Origin of the sequence: Candidatus Leptofilum sp. (assembly GCF_965223285.1) — a bacterium.
Lineage (GTDB): Bacteria > Chloroflexota > Anaerolineae > Promineifilales > Promineifilaceae > Leptofilum.
This window is the reverse complement of sequence record NZ_OZ244997.1, coordinates 58,936-78,206: the sequence shown is the minus strand read 5'-3', so window position 1 is coordinate 78,206 and position 19,271 is coordinate 58,936. Positions and strand designations below refer to the sequence as shown.

Annotated in this window: 12 protein-coding genes and 1 pseudogene; 10 read left to right on the top strand and 3 right to left on the bottom strand. The window is 52.5% G+C overall.

The genetic code is table 11. The features are described 5' to 3' along the window. Positions 1 to 189: 189 nt before the first annotated feature. Positions 190 to 4,440 (bottom strand): S8 family serine peptidase, encoded by a 4,251-nt coding sequence (locus ACOQPU_RS00845; RefSeq protein ID WP_420643245.1) that lies wholly within the window; start codon positions 4,438 to 4,440, stop codon positions 190 to 192. A gap of 297 nt (positions 4,441 to 4,737) precedes the next feature. On the opposite strand from ACOQPU_RS00845, the gene ACOQPU_RS00840 reads away from it, so the two are divergent. From ACOQPU_RS00840 to ACOQPU_RS00805, 8 genes and pseudogenes are all read left to right on the top strand, one after another. Further along, positions 4,738 to 7,635 (top strand): glycosyltransferase, encoded by a 2,898-nt coding sequence (locus ACOQPU_RS00840; protein WP_420643244.1) that lies wholly within the window; start codon positions 4,738 to 4,740, stop codon positions 7,633 to 7,635. Positions 7,636 to 8,009: 374 nt separating this feature from the next. Then, positions 8,010 to 9,215: pseudogene (locus tag ACOQPU_RS00835) on the top strand (ABC transporter ATP-binding protein); the annotation flags it as partial. Positions 9,216 to 9,466: 251 nt separating this feature from the next. Beyond that, entirely contained in the window at positions 9,467 to 11,266 is a 1,800-nt protein-coding gene (locus tag ACOQPU_RS00830) for a glycosyltransferase family 39 protein (protein ID WP_420643243.1), read from the top strand. Position 11,267: 1 nt separating this feature from the next. After that, positions 11,268 to 12,050 (top strand): sulfotransferase family protein, encoded by a 783-nt coding sequence (locus ACOQPU_RS00825; protein ID WP_420643242.1) that lies wholly within the window; start codon positions 11,268 to 11,270, stop codon positions 12,048 to 12,050. Further along, positions 12,047 to 12,874 (top strand): glycosyltransferase, encoded by an 828-nt coding sequence (locus ACOQPU_RS00820; RefSeq protein ID WP_420643241.1) that lies wholly within the window; start codon positions 12,047 to 12,049, stop codon positions 12,872 to 12,874. The genes ACOQPU_RS00825 and ACOQPU_RS00820 overlap by 4 nt, the downstream gene beginning before the upstream one ends. A gap of 14 nt (positions 12,875 to 12,888) precedes the next feature. Continuing rightward, positions 12,889 to 13,677 carry a sulfotransferase family protein gene (locus ACOQPU_RS00815; protein WP_420643240.1) on the top strand — a complete coding sequence of 263 codons (789 nt, stop codon included), beginning with the start codon at positions 12,889 to 12,891 and terminating at the stop codon, positions 13,675 to 13,677. Further along, positions 13,674 to 14,570 carry a glycosyltransferase gene (locus ACOQPU_RS00810; RefSeq protein ID WP_420643239.1) on the top strand — a complete coding sequence of 299 codons (897 nt, stop codon included), beginning with the start codon at positions 13,674 to 13,676 and terminating at the stop codon, positions 14,568 to 14,570. Before ACOQPU_RS00815 ends, ACOQPU_RS00810 begins: the two co-directional genes overlap by 4 nt. After that, the gene (locus tag ACOQPU_RS00805; RefSeq protein ID WP_420643238.1) at positions 14,567 to 15,493 is read left to right on the top strand and encodes a glycosyltransferase; all 927 of its coding nucleotides are present in this window, start codon (positions 14,567 to 14,569) and stop codon (positions 15,491 to 15,493) included. The genes ACOQPU_RS00810 and ACOQPU_RS00805 overlap by 4 nt, the downstream gene beginning before the upstream one ends. A 50-nt stretch (positions 15,494 to 15,543) precedes the next feature. Here the strand turns inward: ACOQPU_RS00805 and ACOQPU_RS00800 are convergent, their stop codons facing one another. Both ACOQPU_RS00800 and ACOQPU_RS00795 read right to left on the bottom strand, forming a co-directional pair. Then, a complete protein-coding gene (locus ACOQPU_RS00800; RefSeq protein WP_420643237.1) occupies positions 15,544 to 15,849 on the bottom strand; it encodes a metal-sulfur cluster assembly factor in 306 nt (101 codons plus the stop codon). A 134-nt stretch (positions 15,850 to 15,983) separates the two neighbouring features. Continuing rightward, positions 15,984 to 16,646, bottom strand: coding sequence for a helix-turn-helix transcriptional regulator (locus tag ACOQPU_RS00795; protein ID WP_420643236.1), 663 nt, complete (start codon positions 16,644 to 16,646; stop codon positions 15,984 to 15,986). Between the two features lie 388 nt (positions 16,647 to 17,034). Between ACOQPU_RS00795 and sufC the strand changes: the two genes are divergently transcribed. Continuing rightward, complete coding sequence (gene sufC, locus ACOQPU_RS00790; RefSeq protein WP_420643235.1) at positions 17,035 to 17,817, top strand: Fe-S cluster assembly ATPase SufC; 783 nt, start codon at positions 17,035 to 17,037, stop codon at positions 17,815 to 17,817. Position 17,818: 1 nt separating this feature from the next. After that, positions 17,819 to 19,267, top strand: a complete 1,449-nt coding sequence (sufB, locus tag ACOQPU_RS00785) for a Fe-S cluster assembly protein SufB (protein WP_420643234.1) — start codon at positions 17,819 to 17,821, stop codon at positions 19,265 to 19,267. The last annotated feature ends 4 nt before the right edge of the window (positions 19,268 to 19,271 follow it).

Here is a 19,271-nt window from a genome sequence, read left to right as displayed (position 1 = left end):
TTGGCACTGCTTTCGTTTTGGTTTGCTGTGAATTTATAAACCCAAAACGATCTGATTGAACTGCTTGATCTTCAACCAAAGCAATGTCTGGCAGATCATAACCGATTCGGCCATTTTGACGAGTGAATGAATCGCAAATTTAAGAAGCGTTAGGATTAAGGTGCTATACGGCCGTTTGCCTGCGCCTGGCTACTTATCCGGTTGATGCAACAGGATAGGCAAATGCTGCGTGTGCACGGGCAAATCGGCCCATTGAGCAAAAAAGGTGGGGTCGGTTAAGCCGTCATCTACCAGGGTGGTGATGGCGATGCGTTGGGGAACGGCCGTACTTTCTCGCGTAAGCACCAGTGTCAACGTGACTTGCGCAGCCATGTCCAGCATACCTTCCCAATACAGCCGCCGGTCGCCGACTGAGGCTCTGCCTGCGCTGCTGGCCAGCGTATCGGTAATGATGGTGAAGTTGTTCGGCAAGCTGACGACGGTGGAAATTTGCCCAGAGGGAGCTAGACCCACGTTTTGCAGCCCCACCGTGGTGGTAAAAATAGTGGCGGCGAGGGGTTGGTTGGGAACGGCCGTCATCGTGACTAAAATATCGGGTGCCTGCACCCAGCTATCGGCGCGGCGCGTAAACGTGAGATTGTGCCGCCCGTCGTGCAGCAGCAGCTCATTTTCTATGAGCTGACCAAGCGGCAGCGGCCCGGTGGGCGTGGCCTGATAAGTGACGATGTGGCTGCCACCACTGGGCAAGACTCCGCTCCAGGCAAGCTGCCGCGTGGTGGCGTTGTAGGTTGCCCCACCCGCCACAGAATCCAGATCAATTTGCAGCCGGGGCGAGAGCGTATTGGTCATCCAGACGGTGTTACTGAGGCCACTTTCCACCTGGCGGATGGTGATAGTGTAGGTGCGTGCGTCGCCCACTTTGCCCACGCGCTGGTCTACGGCAAAAGTAGAGTCGCCCAAATCGCTCAGCCAGCCGATTACCTGGTTCATGGCTTCAGCCTGGCGGGTGAGGGTAATTGTTTCAAAAGGGACTGCCCAAAAAATAGCGCGCCAGTCGTCGCCAGCGGTGGCCGTGCCTGCCGGGAGTGCCCGGTCACCCCAGAAGAAGGGCTGGCTGTGATCTGCGGGCAAAATGCCGTCGCCATGATTTTGGTATGGCTCAAACGTGAGGCGCAATGGCGGCACATTTGTCGCCGAATCGCCAAAGCCAATGAGCCGTGTGGGTTCAATGCTTTCCAGATAGCTTGCTACACCAAAATAGTGCCGGGCCAAAGGCGTATGGCGATGATAGTATAGGAAGTCCTGGCTGGTAAGGAAGAGTCGCCCGCCCTGGGCCAAATAGGCTTGCAGTGCCAGATTTTCATCATAAGTGAGGGGTTGGAACCAGTCATAGCCAGTGTACCAGATGACAAAATCGTACTGGTTTAACAAGGCCAGCGGTGGGCCATTGCGGCTGGTGGTTGCATGCCGAGTATCCCATGTGTCGTAGGTTAGCTCCATATTGTCCATAGCCGCCGTTAATTCGGCCGATTGGTCGTACCAGCGATCATCATCCACAAAAAGGATGTTGCCGGGGGCGGTGTGCTGCACGGTGAGGTTGGTTTTGTAGGCTGGATTGTTTTGGGAAACGGCCGTTACCTGCAAATCTTCCACCGCACCAGAATCCAACTCAGGTGGTACCTCTAATGTGAGAATTGTTTTCCCCGCCTGGCATGGCCCCAACGTGATTGTCTTGGTAACCAGGTCACTGTCCCAGACCGTGCCAGCAATGGTGAGAGTGAAAGTGTCCGTGAGCGTTTCGCTGCGGTTGAAGATATCCACCGTGTAAGTCATTTGCGTGCCGGGGATGGCTAGCTCCTCAATTTGTTCTGGGAATAATTGAACGCCAACTTGCTCACGGGGCTGGTTAAAATGATCAAAGCTGCGTGCCAAAACGGTGGCGCGGTCGGTGGCTTCTGGCACGCCTTCCAGCCCAAACCCCAGGTAAACCAGCCGAAATGGCGTGCAGTAGCCGGCGGTTAATCCGGCACCCTGGCCGTCTTCAAAAACAAAAGCGGGGTCAGACAGTAGTGCCAGGCGCGAGTCAGAAATATCGGGGGCGGTCTGGTTGTCGCTGCTGCTGCCGCCGTTGAGCGTAAAGCTGAGGCCGTTGAACAGGGAGTCGTCGCTGCCGGAGATGGTTTGGGTAACGGCCGTTTTGCCCAGGTAGCGTGCGTTCAAATCTCGGTACCACCAAATTTGTGTGAATGAGCCGACACCATCGTAAAACCCCAAATTTTGCCCGCTGATGAACAGATTCCCGCCCAAACCAAGATAATCTGTGATGACGTCGTTGAGTCCCAAAAAGCCAGGGGAATCGAGCGGGCTAGACCAGATTACCGCTTCGTACTGGCTTAAATCGTTCAATTTTGGCACCTGAATGGGGTTGCGGATGGTCCAGGTATCGTAGCTGTAGTTGATAGCCGTGAGGGCTTCCCGGTAGGGATCGACCTGGCTGCTAAAGTACCATTGGCCGCTGTCCACCAGTAAAACGGTGGGGGCATCCGCCAGGAAGAAACTTTGCACAACGGCCGTTCCTTCACCAATCCACACCGCTGCCCGCTGCTGCTGGTAGCCAGTTTTGGTCACGATAAGCTCGTAGCTGCCAACCGGCAGGCTGATGTTGAAGGCACCGTTGCCATCTGTGAGCAAGGTGAACGGCGTCTCTACAATTTCGATTTGGGCGTTGGGCAGCAAGGCATAGCCGCTCACGCTGCGTACGGTGCCCTGCACACGGCCGTTCGGCAACAAATTTACAGTCAAATCGCGGTTTGTCGTTTGGCCATCGTTGACAACCACATTGCTGATGGTGATTTGCGTGTAGCCAAACGGAGCGGCGGTAAGCGTGTAGCTGTCGCTTTGCAAGATGGCCTGGTAACGGCCGTTGCTATCCGTTTCAAATGGCAGCATCGCGCCAGATGGGGTGGTGATGGTGACCACAATGTTGGGTAGCGGCACGCCAGCCCCTAGCAGCTGCCCGGTTAGCTCGCCTGTAGTGGCCTCTGGGGCGACGGCCGCATACGCATCCAGCCGCCCCCAGCCGCTGTCATGGTTGGGCAGGGTGGTGGTGAGAGGAACGGCCGTCTCTGCCAAAATTTGGTTTAGTTGCGAGCGGGTAAGGCCAGGATTGGCATTGAGCAGCAGGGCGATGGTGCCAGCCACGTGCGGCGCCGCCATCGAGGTGCCATTTTCCAGACCATACGCGCCATCTGGACGCGCCGACCAAATTTGGGTACCTGGAGCCACAATCCACGGCTTTGGCTCCTCTGTTTGCAGCGAGGGGCCGCGCGACGAAAACCAGGCAACTTCATCAATTTCATCGCTGGCACCCACTGAAAGCACATCGGGGTAGCCAGCCGGGTAACCAACGGTGCCTCCAAAGGGGCCGCTATTGCCTGCTGAGAAGACGACTTTGATGCCAGCCGCGTGCAGCGCAGCAACATCCTCCACAAACAGTTCACTAGAAGTGGTGCTGCCCCAGGAGTTGTTCACGACGTCGGGGGCAAGCGACACATCGCCATTTGGGGCTAGCAGCCATTCAAAGCCACGATGCGCATCGCTTTCCCAAATAAAGCCCAGCGGATCGGCGATGTTGACAGCGATCCAGCTTGCTCCAGGAGCGACACCAATACCATTTTGGCCAACGGCCGTTCCCGCCACGTGCGTACCGTGTCCAAAGCTATCGGCGGGGATAGTGTCGGTGGGTAAGACGGCGTTGAACCAGTTCCCGGCGTGGTCTGGGGTGCTGCCCTGGTTGCCCCGATAGTTGCCCATCAAATCAGGATGTTCCCAATCCACACCGGTGTCCATGATGGCCACGGTGACGCCGCTGCCGTCTATACCCAGCCCGTGCCAAACGTGCGGCGCGTTGATTTTCTGAATGCCCCAGCTAGCGACAGGGCCGGTGACAACGGCCGTATTGGCCGCCAGCAGCGTGGCAGTGGGGGTGTCGGTGGCTCCAATTTGCTGCACAATCACATCCGGGCGTACTTGAACCACTTCTGGCAAATTGGCGATGGTTTGAACAGCCGTTAAATTACCAGTAGCGGCAATGCTGTTTACCAGCCACAGAGAGCGAACCGCAGATACATCGTCGGTGGCCAGCAACCCATCCAGCAGAGAAAGTGCTTTGGCCTGGCTGCTGGCTGCGGTTTGCTGCAAGCTGTTTAGCAGTTCTGTTTTGGCGGCGGGGTTGGTGGGCAGGACGGCCGTTTCTGCCAAGTCAGCAATAAAACGAACGGCCGTGCCGTCGGTAAGGGCAGCGAGCAAAGTCGGATCAATTTTGTCATAACTGGGAGCTGCTTGAACCTGAGCAAAGTCCGAAACGGTGGCAAACAGCGTTGTGATGAGGCTGAAAGCCATCAAAATACTAAAAAAGAGAAATCCGATACGTCGCTGCATGAAAACCATTATAACCACAAATCTAGCAAGCGGACTGGTTGGTACTTAGGTCATGTCCTGCTAAAAGTGGGTGCTGTGGTAAGCCTTGATGTAAGTGCTTTTGATTACGATTTTGCGGGGTGCATCAATGATAACAAGGATAACAAGGTCCTTACAACCCAACTGTACCATTCCAAATTTAGAAACAGGAGCTAAGCAGAAAAACCTCCTTAGCCGCGAATTTCTTGAATTGGCGCAAAATTGCATGTAATTTCCCGGCCAATTTTTGGAGAACTGCGTAAATCCCAAGGAAGAAAGATGAGTCCGGGTATCAGCATCATCATCCCAACCTATAACAGCAGTGCATATTTGATTCAGGCAATTGAGTCGGTGCTGGCGCAAGCGTATAAGCCATTTGAACTCATTGTGGTGGATGATGGCTCAACAGACGATACGGCCGTTGCCCTCAAACCATACCTCGACCAAATTCAATATGTGCGGCAAGAAAATAGCGGCTCGGCGGCGGCACGCAACCAGGGATTGCGCCTGGCTACCCATGAATTCATCCTGTTTTTGGATGCTGATGATTTGCTGCTGCCCGATAAGCTCCAGCAGCAGGCGGCCTTCTTACAGCTTCAGCCAGAAGTAGGATATGTATCCAGCGGCTGGCAGCAAATTGATGCAGATGGTCAGGTTTTGCTCACGGTAGAACCGTGGCGGCATGCGCCAGATTTAGCCGTGGAAAATTGGCTGCAATACAAACCAGTGCAGCTTGGCGCGATGTTGTTCCGCCGCATTTGGCTGAACCGGGTGGGGGGGCTAGACCCCACACTGCGGCAAGCGCATGACGTGGATTTGATGCTGCGGCTGAGCCTGGCTGGATGCCAGGGGGCGTGGCTGCACCAGCCCACCCTGCAATATCGGCAGCACCAAGCCAGCACTATGCGGAAAACGGCCGTACAAACTGAATCGGTTCTGCGCGTGCTGGAAAACTTTTTTGCGACCCCAAATTTACCCAATCATTTGCGCCAGCAGAAGAGCAACACTTACTTTTACACATTGCTCTGGCTGGGTTGGCACGCGGCAATAAACGGGGATGCGGAAACGGCCGTTTCCACCCTGCAACAAAGCATCACCTTCGCTCAAAAACGGGCTGACCTCGCGATTGAACACACCGTTGTGGAGTGGCTGTTTCATTTTGTGCAATGGGAATGGGAAAACGGCCGTACCGATTCACTGCCAGACACCATCTGGCCCATTTTTGAGCAGGCTGCGCCGGATGTCATTGTCTGGCCAGAGCTTCACCGGCTAGCAGCCTGGTGGCAAGCAGAGCAGCCAGCCGCCGTGCGCGAAGCGTACACGCCGTTTGACCTGTGGCGCATTTTTCAATCTGGATTGGATTGGGAGCAGGGCAACACTGAGTTAACGGCCGAACTGATTTTAGAATGGTGGGCGTCAGTGTGGCAGCCGTATGCCCAGAAACAGTTTGATTTGGCGTTTGCAGGCTGGGCGCATTTTTCGCATCTGGATCAGTTCCGGCTGGTGCAGCTTGTGCGGGTTGGGCAGGCTGCTGAGCCAGATGCGGCGGACAGCAACACACTCAGCCAGCTGTGGCAGGATGCGTGTGCGCATGGGTTGTTGCTGGAAGATGATTTTGATGAGCCAGCCTTCTTTGCTGCGCTTTCCGGCATCCGCCCGCCACGCGTGAGCGTGATTGTGCCGGTGTATAACGGTGCGACGCACATCGTGGAAACAGTGGAATCGGTCTTGGCACAAACTTACACAGACCTGGAACTCATTGTGGTGGATGATGGCTCTACCGACGGCACGGCCGAATTGCTACGGCCGTATCGCGGCCAGATTCGGCTCATTCAGCAGGGAAATCAAGGGGTATCTGCCGCCCGGAACCACGGGCTGCGGCTGGCATTGGGCGATTTTGTGCTCTTTTTGGACGGGGATGACGTGCTTTACCCCAACAAATTGAAGCAGCAGGTGGCGATGCTGGAAGCAGACCATTTGTTGGGTGCTGTGCATTCTGGCTGGCGGTTGGTGGATGAATACGGCCGTCCCTTGCGCAACGTGCAGCCGTGGCAGCAAGCACCTGCGCTCACCTTGCCCGACTGGCTGCAATGGAAACCTGTCTTCCTAGGGGCAATGTTGTTCCGGCGCAGCTGGCTACAGCGCATCGACGGCTTTCGCACTGATTTGCGTCAGGCAGAGGATACTGATTATTTGCTGCGGTTGAGTCTGGCCGGTTGTCCCATGCGCTGGCTAGAGCAAACAACCATTGATTATCGGCAGCACAGGGCGGGGGTTACGCAAAACGGCCGTCGCCAGGCCAAAGATATGCTCACCGTGCTGGATGACTTTTTTGCTCGCGAGGAGCTGCCGCCGCATATTCAGGGAATGGGGCCAGCCGTGCAGCAATATACGCTCCTTTGGCTGGTGTGGCAGCTACAGCGCACTGGCTACCCAGATGAAATTGCAGCCTACCTGCGCCGCGCCATGACTGCCAACGGGGAACATCCCCCTACTCTTTTGGCGCAAACCTGGCTGGTGCAGCTTGCCAGCTACGGCCGTGCCGAAGGAGTACCCCTCACCGAGCTGCGCATTTTTTATCCTCACATCCGCACTGCGTTGCAGCTAAATGATGCCGACTGGCCTGCCATTGAGCGGATGCTGGATTGGTGGCTGGATCGTTGGGACCTGCTGCATAGCGGTCGCCTGGGCGACTTGGGGCAGGTGCAGCAGGTGGTGCATGGCAGTCTACATTTGGAAGAGGCGGGGCATGTGCGCTCGGCAATTGAGTGGGTGGAGTGGTGGCTCAAGGTGTGGCAAACTTTTTTGCCCCACGAGAATTGTGGCAATGGGCATGAAATGAATGCCTTTTTAGACAAAACGGTCGATGAAGTTGTACATCTGGCCAAAGGGTCGATTGTGTACGCGCCAGACCGGGTCGAGGCGTGGCAAATCATGGTCTTTTGGTATCGGGCGCAGGAATGCGGGTTAATACGGCCGTCTGACAAACATCACGTCGTCAGCCTGTACCTCACTTACTTTGGCCAGTCGCTGTTGGGGCAGCAATGGCAGCGAGCTTGGCAAGGATTGTGGAAAGCCATCCGGTTTAGCAGCCCTCAAGCAGTGGTCGCCTGGCGAGAGTTTATGCAGTTGGGGATGCAATATTGGCGAAACGGCCGTCTAGGGAGCACCAGTTGACAAAGCCACAGGAAGACACTTTTTCACGCACCAAAATCAGCTTGCTGCTCCGATCCGCACGCTGGGCGCTGGACGTTACCTGGGGCATTCACAGAGGCTTGTTGCTGGCACTTACAGTCATCACCCTGCTGCACAGCCTGGTGCCAGCTGCGTTGGCCTTTGCCGTGCGCGGCCTGGTCAATGCCGCTTCCGACTTGGTGAGCAACGGCGGTGGGGAGACAGGCCCGCTGCTTTACTGGCTCTCCATTAGCTTTGGCATCACCTTGCTGGAAACAATCGGCGACTTTACCATCAAATATTTCAATCGCCGCCTGCACGATGAGCTAAATCTGCACATCACCAGCGACGTGCTTACCCACGCCGCCAGGCTGGATATGTCTCACTTTGAGGATGTACGTTTCCAGGACATGCTGGAACGCACCCAGCAAAATGTGGCCGGGCGTTTCTCCCAGTTTATTGGCAAAGTATTAACCATTGCCGCCAACGTGGTGCAGATGATTTCATTGGTCATTATTTTGGCAGCAATCGAGCCGCTGATCATATTGGTTTTGGTGGCGATTGCGATTCCTTATCTTTATTTTCAATGGCGGCTGGCTAGAGAGCGTTACCAAATGGAGTTCAACCGCGTTACTAAACAGCGGTGGACGCGCTATTTTGTGATGCGCCTGACGGGTCAGGATTTTGTGCCAGAGGTGAAGCTGCTACGGTTGGCCCCACTGCTCATCAACAAATTCAAGGCGTTGATGACTGAATTTCGGGATCACAATCAGCAGGTAAACCGACGCATTTTTTGGGGAAGCTCGCTGTATGCCACCGTTGCGGCGGTTGGTTTCTACCTCACGTTTGCCCGCGTGGCCTTGCGAGTGGTCAACAGCGATTTGACGATTGGGGATATTGCTATTTTTGGTGGGGCGATGGCGCGGCTACGACAATCGTTGGAACAGGCCATTTTGGCTACTACCGGTGCGCTGGAGCACACGCTGTACATCGCCAATTTGCAGGAATTTTTTGCCCTTGATCCCACCCTGTACCGGTCAGCCACCGAGGGTGTGGAACTATCCAGTTGCCGAGGAGAGGTGCTGTTTGAAGACGTTTCGTTCACTTATCCCGGAACCACCACGTCTGTGCTGCACAATATTTCGCTGCATATTCAACCAGGGGAGACAGTGGCGATTGTGGGGCGCAACGGTGCCGGTAAAACGACGTTGGTGAAGCTGATTGCTCGACTTTATGATCCCACGTCGGGCACGGTGTGGCTGGATGGCATGGATGTGCGGGAACTGTCATTGGACAGTTTGCATCGGCAGCTTTCATTTGTGTTTCAGCAGTACGGCCGTTACGAAGCCACCGTCGCCCACAATATCGCTTACGGAGATTGGCACAACCTGCTCAACGATGCGGCCCGAATTGAAGAAATTGCCCGTCTGGCAGATGCTCACCGCATGATCGAGCAGATGCCAGATGGGTACGACACGCAGCTTGGGCGGATGTTTGGTACCCACACGCTTTCTGGTGGCCAGTGGCAAAAAATTGCGATTGCCCGTGCCTTCGCCCGCGATGCCGCTCTGCTCATCCTGGATGAGCCAACCTCTAATCTAGACCCTCGTACCGAGTTCCGCATTTTTTCCAACTTTCGGGAGCTGGCCCAAGGGCGCACTACGATATTGATCTCACATCGCTTTTCCACAGTGAGCATTGCCGACCGCATTTTGGTAATGGAGAAAGGCCGTATTGTCGAGGCAGGTTCCCATGAGGAGCTGATGGCACTGGATAGGGAGTATGCCACGCTGTACGCGCTGCATCAGCGACGCCTGGAGCGACAAGGACAACCATGAGGCAGTTTCCTAAGTGGCTTTACCCGCTGCTGCTGGCGGGGCTTATTTTGCTCATCACGCTCCTTCAGGTGCGCTGGATTAGGCAGGACGCGCGGTACCAACCCTTTGTCGATCCATACCCACAGCGGGCTTTGGAGATTGCAGATCATTTAAGTGCCAATGGGTTAGCTGATTTGCCTCAATTGATCATGGAGACGCGCATTGGGCCACGGTCGCCACTGTACCAGTTCGGAGCCGCCATTTTTGTGTTACTGTTCGGCCGTTCGCTGGACGCAATGCTGGTGCTGAATCTGGTGATGAATGGCTTGCTGATGATTGGTGCCTATGGGATGGGCAAGTTAATGAAAAACAGGCAAAGTGGCTTGCTTGCTGCGCTATTGGTAGGTACTTTGCCGCCGATTATGCAGCTTACGCGGATTATTCGGCCGCATTCGGTATTGCCTGCCATGGTGATGCTGTGGCTGTGGCTGCTGTTGCGGTTGCTGAAACACCGCACCGTGCGGGATGCCTGGCTCTTTTGCCTGGTGCTGCTGCTGACGCTGTGGCTGCATCCGAATGCCATTTACATGGTGCTGCCGCCTACATTCATATTGGTGGTGTATGCTATCTTTTCGGCAGGTGGGAGTAATGAGGCTACGGCAGTTGGTGGATTTTCCTGGCGTGGAGTTGCAGGGGAGGCTTGGGGATGTTTGAAACGGCCGCATATAATTAAAGGTTTATTGCCAGGTCTGGTAATTGCTGGGTTGCTCACGGCTGCTTGGTATTACTTGGTGCGGGATGACGTTTCAGGATTGGTGGTGGAAAGTGCCACCAATTGGTCGTCTGAACGGTACGGATTTTCCAACATTCCGGCGTCACCTTTTTGGTATTTATGGACGTTGCCTGGTGTGATTACCAACTTTTTCACCTACCTGTTTGGGGCTGGGCTGGTGGTTTATCTGTTTGTCAAACGGCCGTATCGCTTCATGCTGAGTCTGACATTTATTTTGATGTATGTGGGCATGGGGCTGCGCCAGGGAACGCTAGCCTGGATGAATTTTGCGGCTGTGTTGCCAGTTGTGGGGGTGATAACGGCCGTTTTCATCATGGATTTGCAAGATGCGTTGGGAGATGCACCTTCCCAGCGGCTAGGAGAACTGTTTACTCGCTGCCTGTTGGTGACGGCTGTATTCGTTGCCATCTTTAATGCGTATGTGGTCACGGCCGAATTGGGCGATAACAGCGAGCGACTGGCGCAGACGTTAGGGGCGCCGCTGGAAACGTCCTGTGGCTGGCGGATGGTTGTTGCTTACTGCCCCAATCCGCCACGCCAGCAAAATTGGCAAGAGCTAGCTATTTTGCAAACGATATTGGAGGACGAACGTTGCTCTGAGGCAACCTGCAGCGTCGCCGTGGTCACTGAAAGTGCTGAGATTTTTAGCTTTGCTAGCCTGCGCTATTTTAGAATGCAGAACTTTCCTCAGGCAGAGTTGAGTATTGTGCCGATCCGAAGGCACGGTCGTTACAGTGCCGATTGGCTTACTACCGATTACGTTGTGTACATTCCGCAGCTCAAAAATAACCCGTATGCCAATGGGGTCAGCACGGTTTTGCAAAATCCATCAGAGACGTTTGGCGACATATTTGAGGATATTGCGCAGTTCCCCTTACCCCGTGGCTGGGATGTTCACGTTTTGCACCGTGCGCGTTCGCTAACCGAAGCCGAAGTGAGTGCGTACCTTGCAGAGTTGGACGTGCCAGCAAATTTGAAGGCATCTCTAAGCAGCAATTTTTCCTTTCAGGATTTGGAGGAGTAGCGTGCATTTGATCATTTCTGGACATCAACGGTCTGGTACCACGCTGTTGCGCCGTTTGTGTGATGGACATCCACAAATGAAGGTCGCCAATGAGTTTGGCTGTTTTGCAGATATGGGGCTAACGGTGCGGCAGGCATGGGCGGCGCGCTGGGCACAGTGGCGGTTGGTAAACGGCCGTTGGGCGTTTGACTCCCAATTTGCGACTGACCCTCGTCGTCATTGGCATAATTTTTGGTTTACGTTGCGGTATGGTTGGCATTTGGCACAGATGGCTCACGGCCCGGTGACGGTCGAGGCTGTGGCAGGGGCGTTAGAAATGCTTTGGCCAGAAACGGCCGTTGTTGGCGATAAGTTGCCCCAATACATGCCCTTGCTTCCTCAATTATCAAAAAATAAAGAGAGTCACATAGTCGTCATTTACCGGGATTGCCGAGATGTGACCAGCTCCTTTTTGGAAAAAGTACGCACTGTTTGGCGCACCAGAGAATGGGCTAAAGAGGTAGACACCGCTGAGAAGATAGCTGCAAATTGGGTGAATCACATCGTCCTAATGGAAAAGTTGGCTGACGACATTCACATTATTCAATATGAACAGCTCGTCCAAGAGCCGGAGCATGTGTTGAATGGCTTGGCCAGTTGGCTAGATGTCGATCCCGCTGGCTTCAAGCCGCAAACAATCAAAATGGATAGCCTGGGAAAGCATAGAAAAGGACTCACCGAAGCAGAATTGGCAGAGGTAACGGCCGTAGCTGGCCCCACAATGCGCCGCTTAGGGTACAAATGACTCAATTCAAGCATTTTGTACTGACCCGCTTTAACGTGCGGACTGAATTTTCGCAGGGGCAGGTGCCTTCCACTAGATGGCTGACTCATCGTTTTCAGCTATTTGAGAAGTACACTTATGCTTCATTGCGGTGTCAGACAGTCAAAAATTTTTGCTGGTTCGTCTTTTTTGATGCGGCAACGCCTCCTCAATTTAAGCAGCAAATTGATGCTTATACACGTTGGCCCAATTTTGTGCCGGTTTATGTTGAATCGTTAGAAATTGGATCGCCAACGGCACACATGCTATTGTCAAATCAGATTCAAGCACACTGCCTACCTGAAACAACCCACATCATTACTACTCGTTTAGATAATGACGACGCTGTAAGTAAACATTTTTTAGCGAACGTTCAAGCACATTTTGCTGGCCAGTCAGCCGAATTTGTGAACTTCCCAAACGGCTATATTCTGCGGCGGAACAAGCTATACAAAAAGCGACATTTATCTAACCCATTTATTAGTTTCATTGAAGAGATTGATAATTTTCAGACGGTTTGGCTTGCCGGGCATCATAAACTGGCTGAGTTTGGGGATATTGTCCAAATCGATATGTCGCCACAATGGCTACAGGTTGTGCATCAACGAAATTTCCGGAACCGGGTAGGCGTAGGCAACTTGCGTGTGCCTGCTAAATTATTGCGGCGTGAATTTTGTTTTGAAATGGCTGACGAATTTGCCGATGAGCCAAAGTGGGCCATTCGACTAGAAAATAAATTAAAAGGAATTCGGATGCGCAGTCGGAAACGGCTGAAATATTTGAGACAAATCCTAAATCCTGAATGAGGTAGGAAGCGTTTATGATTTTGATGATTGGGGGGCATCCCCGCTCTGGCACGACGCTACTGCAAACGTTGTGCGATTTGCATCCAGAGATGGCGATGACCAATGAGTTTGGCTGCTTTAGCTTTTTGGGGCAATCGTACTGGCAATATGCCCGCAATATTTTTGATCGCTGGCGGCGCGTCCAGGGTAAATGGGCGTTTGATATTTCTTATGCCGACAAACCCAAGCTGCTGAAAAGTAATAATTTGCGCTTTGCGTTGCGCCACCTGTGGCGGTTTCGCCAGCAGTACCGGGAGGAGGTAACGGCCGTTTCCCTTGAAGCAACTTATCGCGCCATGTTTCCCAACGCACAGGTGGTTGGTGACAAATGGCCCCATTACCTCTTTCGCATGAACGAATATGTGCAAAATGAGGATTTGAACCGGTTGGTTATTTATCGAGATTGTCGGGACGTGACTAGCTCGTTTTTGGTCCAGGCACGGGGTAATTGGAAAGATGCCGATTGGGTCCACAAAGTTAATAATGCAGAAAAGATCGCGGCTCGATGGGTACGCGGTGTTGAAATCATGGAAAAACATGCCGACAAGCTGATCATTTTGCAGTATGAAGCATTGATGCACGAGCCAGAGAAAGAGCTGGCGCGCGTGAGCGAGGCAATCGGTGTTGATCCTGCTGGCTTTCCAACGGACATGATCAATCCCGGCAGTATTGGCAAATACAAAAAAGGATTGACGCCAGAGGAGCTAGAGACAGTGATGGAAGTTGCCGGCCAAACAATGGAGCGACTTGGATATTTGTCATGATGCAGTTTAGTGTCATCATTCCCACGCGGAACCGGCCAGAGGCGTTAGCTGCCTGTTTACACAGCTTCTGCCAGCTAGAGTACCCGGCGGGTGCCTGGGAGCTGATTGCGGTGAATGATGGCGGTGAGGATTCATTTACGGCCGTCTCCACCCACTTGAAAAACGTATTGCCACTTAAGCTGATCGACGCGCCGCAGGCTGGTCCCGCCGCCGCCCGGAACCGAGGAGCCGCCGTTGCCCAGTTCGATACGCTCGCCTTCACCGATGACGATTGCCGGGTAATGCCCGATTGGCTGCATCAGTTTGCCACAGGCTTTGCCCAAACTAGCTGCGATGCGCTAGGGGGCAGTTGGCGCAACCCTCAGCCAGACAAATTGGCTATGCGGGCTGCCCACTTCCTGGTGGAATTTATGTATGATTACATGCAAGATGCCTCTCAAAATAGCTTGATGCTACTGTCTAACAATGTGGCATATTGGCGGGCTGCGTTTACGGCCGTTGGGGGTTTTGATGAAACGTTTCCTCTGGCGGCGGGGGAAGATATGGAGCTGGGGTTTCGACTGGTAGCACAAGGTTGGAGCCAGGGGTATTGGCCAGAGGCACAAGTGTGGCATGATCATAATTTAAGTAATTGGGGGCATGTGCAGCAGCAGTTCCGGTACGGCCGTGGCGGACACTTTTTCTTGCAGGCTATTGCTAAACAAGCGCGAAACGGCCATGTGATTCAGCCCAGCACTGCCCGCAACTTTTATCTTGCTCTAGCGGAATCTGTGCGGCAGCAAGAAGAACCGTGGTCATTTGCCGCTCTGGTCGCCTTTGCCCAGGCGGCTTACCGTTTCGGCCAATTTTATCAACGGCAGGCTAGTCGTCTGGCGACAATTTTATTCTCATGAGCAAACTATTGCCTACTTTTTCCATTATTGTGCCGACGTACAATCGCCCGCGTCAGCTCCGACGTTGCCTGCGGTCGCTGGAAGCATTGGATTATCCGCGGGATCAGTTTGAGGTGATTGTGGTGAATGACGGCGGTGACCAATCGCTGGCTGAAATTGTGGCAGAGTTTGAGCTGCGCTTCAATTTGCGATACGTGGTGCAGCAAAATTCAGGGCCAGCAGCGGCTCGGAATCATGGGGCCAGGTTGGCAAACGGCCGTTTCCTGGCCTTTACCGATGATGATTGTGCGCCCGCCTCATCCTGGTTGCAGAAGTTGGCCACTCAGTTGTTGGTTGATCCGCACAAAATGGTTGGGGGCTACACCAGAAACGCCCTGCACCGCAACCCATTTTCTATCACCAGCCAGTTGCTCATCGACTTTTTGTACCATTACTACAACCAGACTGAATCTCAGGTTCGCTTTTTCACATCTAACAACTTTGCCGTCGCCAAAGATTTGTTTTGGGAAGTAGGTGGCTTTGAAGAAGCCATGTCTTTGGCTGCTGGAGAAGATCGTGAACTGTGCGATCGCTGGCTGGATCACGGCCTGGGCATGGTGTATTTGCGTGGTGCAGTGATTTACCATGCTCACCATTTGCAGCTTTTTTCATTCTGGCGGCAGCACTTCAATTACGGGCGGGGTGCCTGGGTGTACCGTTGGCTCCGCAGCCAGCGCAAGAATGAAGCGATTCATGTGGAGTCACCCACTTTCTATCTAAGGCTTATCAGCTATCCTCTGACCATGGCGCAAGATATTCGCGCTATTTTGCTCACTGGGATGTTGCTATTTACGCAAACGGCCAATGCAATGGGCTTCTTGTTTCAGCGGTTTTTCCAGCGACCCGCAAAGAAAAAGCTCCCGGTCAGGGAGCCTGTTCAGTAATTCAGCTATTGGTTACAAGAGCGGATTGGAGGCTCGTTGCAGCCTGGAGATTAAAACAATCCCCAATCGCCACCCGCACCTTCTTCCATCATGGAGGGGTCCCACAATTCGGTGCCAATTTCTACAGTGACGCCACCTTCCATTACCTGGCTGCCAGCCATACGCACTTGTTCAATGATTTGAGGACCGTAAGGGCAGAATGGGGTGGTGAGGATCATCGTGATTTTGGCGGCATCGGTCTCTTCTTCGATGTCTAAGTTCCGCACGAGGCCCAATTCAACTACATTTAGCCCAATTTCCGGGTCAATTACGCTGCGCAATGATTCGATCAATTCTTCTTCTTTATTAGCAATCATTTGTGTTTTCCTTCAAGCTATTTTGTTCAGGACTTCCGCAGTGAAGAGTACAAAAATCTTGTTCTCTCTGGAATTTACATCATTAGACCCAAGACTTTTGTAGTCGAGTTAGGGCGAATGCGTAAGTCCTATTGTTATGAGTTTATCTGAATGTCAGACGGCCGTAATGGCAATGTGAATTGGCAACAATCGTCACCATCTAACATGCAGCTATGCTGCTCGACGGCCGTTCCCAATACCGTAATCATAAGTTGTTTATCTAGCGTGCACACCTCGGCGTGCTGCTGTCCCATTGAAATGTAGGGACAGCTATATTCAATGATTTGGTAACGGCCGTCTTCCGTTTTTTCCCAGCGGGCCAGGAAGCCTTCTGTTTCCAGTAAGTTTATCACATAATTGAGCCGTTCTTCGAAGGGGAGTCCTTCAAACTCTCCGGCCCGTTCTTGCATCATTCGCTCAACCAGACTGACGAAAATTTCATTCACTGCGTCGGGTGGTAGGCGGTCTTTTAGCTCTTCCAACAGGCGGTTCGTCAGGCTGAAATATTTTTGCGGAAACAGCTCATTTCCTTTTTCGCTCAGGCTATAGACGTAATACGGCCGTCCCACCTTACGTCGCACACTGTCTACCTCAATAAGCCCTTCTGCCTGGAGTGCATTCAGGTGGTGGCGTACCGTAATGGGCGAGACATCTGCTGCTTCTGCTAACACCTCAATTTTGCTTTGGGCAGACGACTTGAGCGCATGAAGTATAAGGTCTCGCGTATTCTGTTTCCCCTTGCTTGTTACCGATTTCACGATAGAATCCTCTGCTCGGTAAGCAGCATCATCTTCTGCTTACTTTAATGAATTAGCATAGTATGTGATTTGATAATTGTGCCAACTCACAATACCAACGGCCGTTGCTTTTACAAAATCCCCAACAACCTTACTAAAATAGCTAGCTTTACAAATATCTACAGAATATAGACGGGCTATTTCGAATTATTAGCTTTGTTTTCCCTGAATGCAGCTAAAAATATCAGGAAAAAGTATAGCAACACCAGACTAACTTGTCAATTGCCGCTATTTTTATGATATTTATCATAAATATTGACGCTATTCTGGGCCTATGCTATAATCCCACGCAGAATATGGGCAAAACCTTGAATGCATAGAAAAACTCGACAGGAGATAAAAAACAACAATGACAATCGCCTTAGAAATTAAAAATTTACACGTAAGCATAGGTGATCAACCTATTTTGAAAGGTATTGATTTATTAGTGAAGCAGGGGGAAGTTCATGCGCTGATGGGGCCAAATGGGTCTGGCAAAAGCACGCTGGCCTATACGTTAGCAGGCCATCCCGCTTATGAGGCCACTGCCGGACAAGTTGTGTTTGGTGGTGAAGACCTGTTTGAGATGGAAGCAGATGAACGCTCGCGTGCGGGCCTTTTTCTCGCTTTCCAATATCCAGCTTCTGTGCCTGGCGTAACGCTGGCAAAATTCTTGCGCCAAACCATTAACTCCCGCCGCCAGGCAGAAAACCCCGAAGACAAAGGGATCTCAATTCCTCAATTTCGCCGTTTATTAAAGGAAAAGATGGATATGCTGGGCATCGACCACAAGTTTGCTGGCCGTTACCTGAACGAAGGGTTCTCTGGTGGTGAAAAGAAGCGCGTCGAGATTTTGCAGATGGCGACCGTCGAACCCAAAATTACAATTATGGATGAGACAGATTCCGGTTTGGACATTGATGCCCTGCGCGTTGTCTCTGAGGGAGCCAATCGGCTGCGTGAAGAGTTCAATATGGGTGCTTTGGTCATTACTCATTACCAACGTATTCTCAATTACATCAAGCCCGACTATGTTCACATTATGATGGACGGCCGTATCGTTGAAAGTGGTGGCCCAGAGCTGGCAATCAAGCTGGAAGAGAAAGGGTACGATTGGCTGCGCGAGAAGCATAATGCTTTAGAGGAGGCATAAAATGGCCGATAACTTAGTGAATGTTCCAGAAACTGAACTGACCGAAGAAGAAGTTGTGGGTCTCGTCAATCAAGATTATGCGTCCAAATACGGCTTTGCTGACGCCGAAGATTACGTTTACAAGGCAGAAAAAGGGCTGGATGAAGATGTGATCCGCACCATGTCTGCCCGTAAAGGTGAGCCAGAATGGATGCTAGACATTCGCCTGAAAGCATACCAGCACTTCCTTGAACGACCCATGCCCGAATGGGGGTCTGACCTTAGCGGCATCAACTTTGAAGATATTTACTACTACATCAAACCGGCCGATCGGCAGGGCGACACGTGGGAAGATGTGCCCAGCTATATTAAAGATACTTTCAATAAATTAGGCATCCCCGAAGCAGAGCAGAAGTTTCTGTCTGGCGTGGCCGCTCAGTACGAATCTGAGGTTGTTTACCACAACATCAAGAAGGATTTGGAAGAGAAGGGTGTGATTTTCCTGGGTATGGATGACGGCTTGGCCCAATATCCTGAACTGGTAAAAGAGTATTTTGCCACCATTATTCCCCACAACGACAACAAGTTTGCCGCTTTGAATACGGCCGTGTGGTCGGGCGGTTCTTTCATCTATGTGCCACCGGGTGTTCATGTAGAAATGCCCTTGCAGGCATATTTCCGTATCAATGCCAAAAACGTGGGCCAGTTTGAGCGCACGCTCATCATCGTCGATGAAGGTGCTTACGTCCATTACGTAGAAGGGTGTACCGCACCCATCTATTCTGAGGATTCGCTTCACTCCGCCGTGGTAGAAATCATCGTGAAGAAGGGTGGCCGCTGCCGTTACACCACTATTCAGAACTGGTCCAACAATGTCTACAATTTGGTTACCAAGCGCGCCATCGCCGAAGAAAATGCCACGATGGAGTGGGTAGATGGCAACCTTGGTTCCAAAGTGACGATGAAATACCCGGCCGTCTACATGACGGGCGAAGGCGCACACGGCGAGATTTTGTCCATTGCCTTTGCCGGCAAGGGGCAACATCAGGATGCTGGCGGCAAGGTGGTTCACGCAGCTCCGAACACGACCAGCCGCATCATCTCCAAATCCATCAGCAAAGATGGCGGCCGTTCCTCGTATCGTGGTCTGCTCAAGGTAAATAAAGGGGCAGACAACTGCAAATCGAACGTTGTTTGTGACGCGCTGCTGCTGGATGAAGCCAGCCGTTCTGATACGTACCCATACATCGAGATTGAAGAAGAAGATGTGAACATTGGGCACGAGGCATCGGTGAGCAAGGTGGGGGAAGAGCAGCTCTTTTACCTGATGAGCCGAGGCATCGACGAAGAAACCGCCACTTCCATGATTGTAAATGGCTTCATCGAGCCGCTGGTACGTGAGCTACCGATGGAGTATGCCATTGAGATGAATCGTTTGATTCAGCTACAGATGGAAGGATCGATTGGGTAAGCAT

What these genes read in the sequence shown, in the direction of transcription:
- ACOQPU_RS00845 (WP_420643245.1), bottom strand. Translation starts at nt 4,440, where the DNA reads ATGCAGCGACGTATCGGATTTCTCTTTTTTAGTATTTTGATGGCTTTC.
- ACOQPU_RS00840 (WP_420643244.1), top strand. Translation starts at nt 4,738, where the DNA reads ATGAGTCCGGGTATCAGCATCATCATCCCAACCTATAACAGCAGTGCA.
- ACOQPU_RS00830 (WP_420643243.1), top strand. Translation starts at nt 9,467, where the DNA reads ATGAGGCAGTTTCCTAAGTGGCTTTACCCGCTGCTGCTGGCGGGGCTT.
- ACOQPU_RS00820 (WP_420643241.1), top strand. Translation starts at nt 12,047, where the DNA reads ATGACTCAATTCAAGCATTTTGTACTGACCCGCTTTAACGTGCGGACT.
- ACOQPU_RS00815 (WP_420643240.1), top strand. Translation starts at nt 12,889, where the DNA reads ATGATTTTGATGATTGGGGGGCATCCCCGCTCTGGCACGACGCTACTG.
- ACOQPU_RS00810 (WP_420643239.1), top strand. Translation starts at nt 13,674, where the DNA reads ATGATGCAGTTTAGTGTCATCATTCCCACGCGGAACCGGCCAGAGGCG.
- ACOQPU_RS00805 (WP_420643238.1), top strand. Translation starts at nt 14,567, where the DNA reads ATGAGCAAACTATTGCCTACTTTTTCCATTATTGTGCCGACGTACAAT.
- ACOQPU_RS00800 (WP_420643237.1), bottom strand. Translation starts at nt 15,849, where the DNA reads ATGATTGCTAATAAAGAAGAAGAATTGATCGAATCATTGCGCAGCGTA.
- sufC (WP_420643235.1), top strand. Translation starts at nt 17,035, where the DNA reads ATGACAATCGCCTTAGAAATTAAAAATTTACACGTAAGCATAGGTGAT.
- sufB (WP_420643234.1), top strand. Translation starts at nt 17,819, where the DNA reads ATGGCCGATAACTTAGTGAATGTTCCAGAAACTGAACTGACCGAAGAA.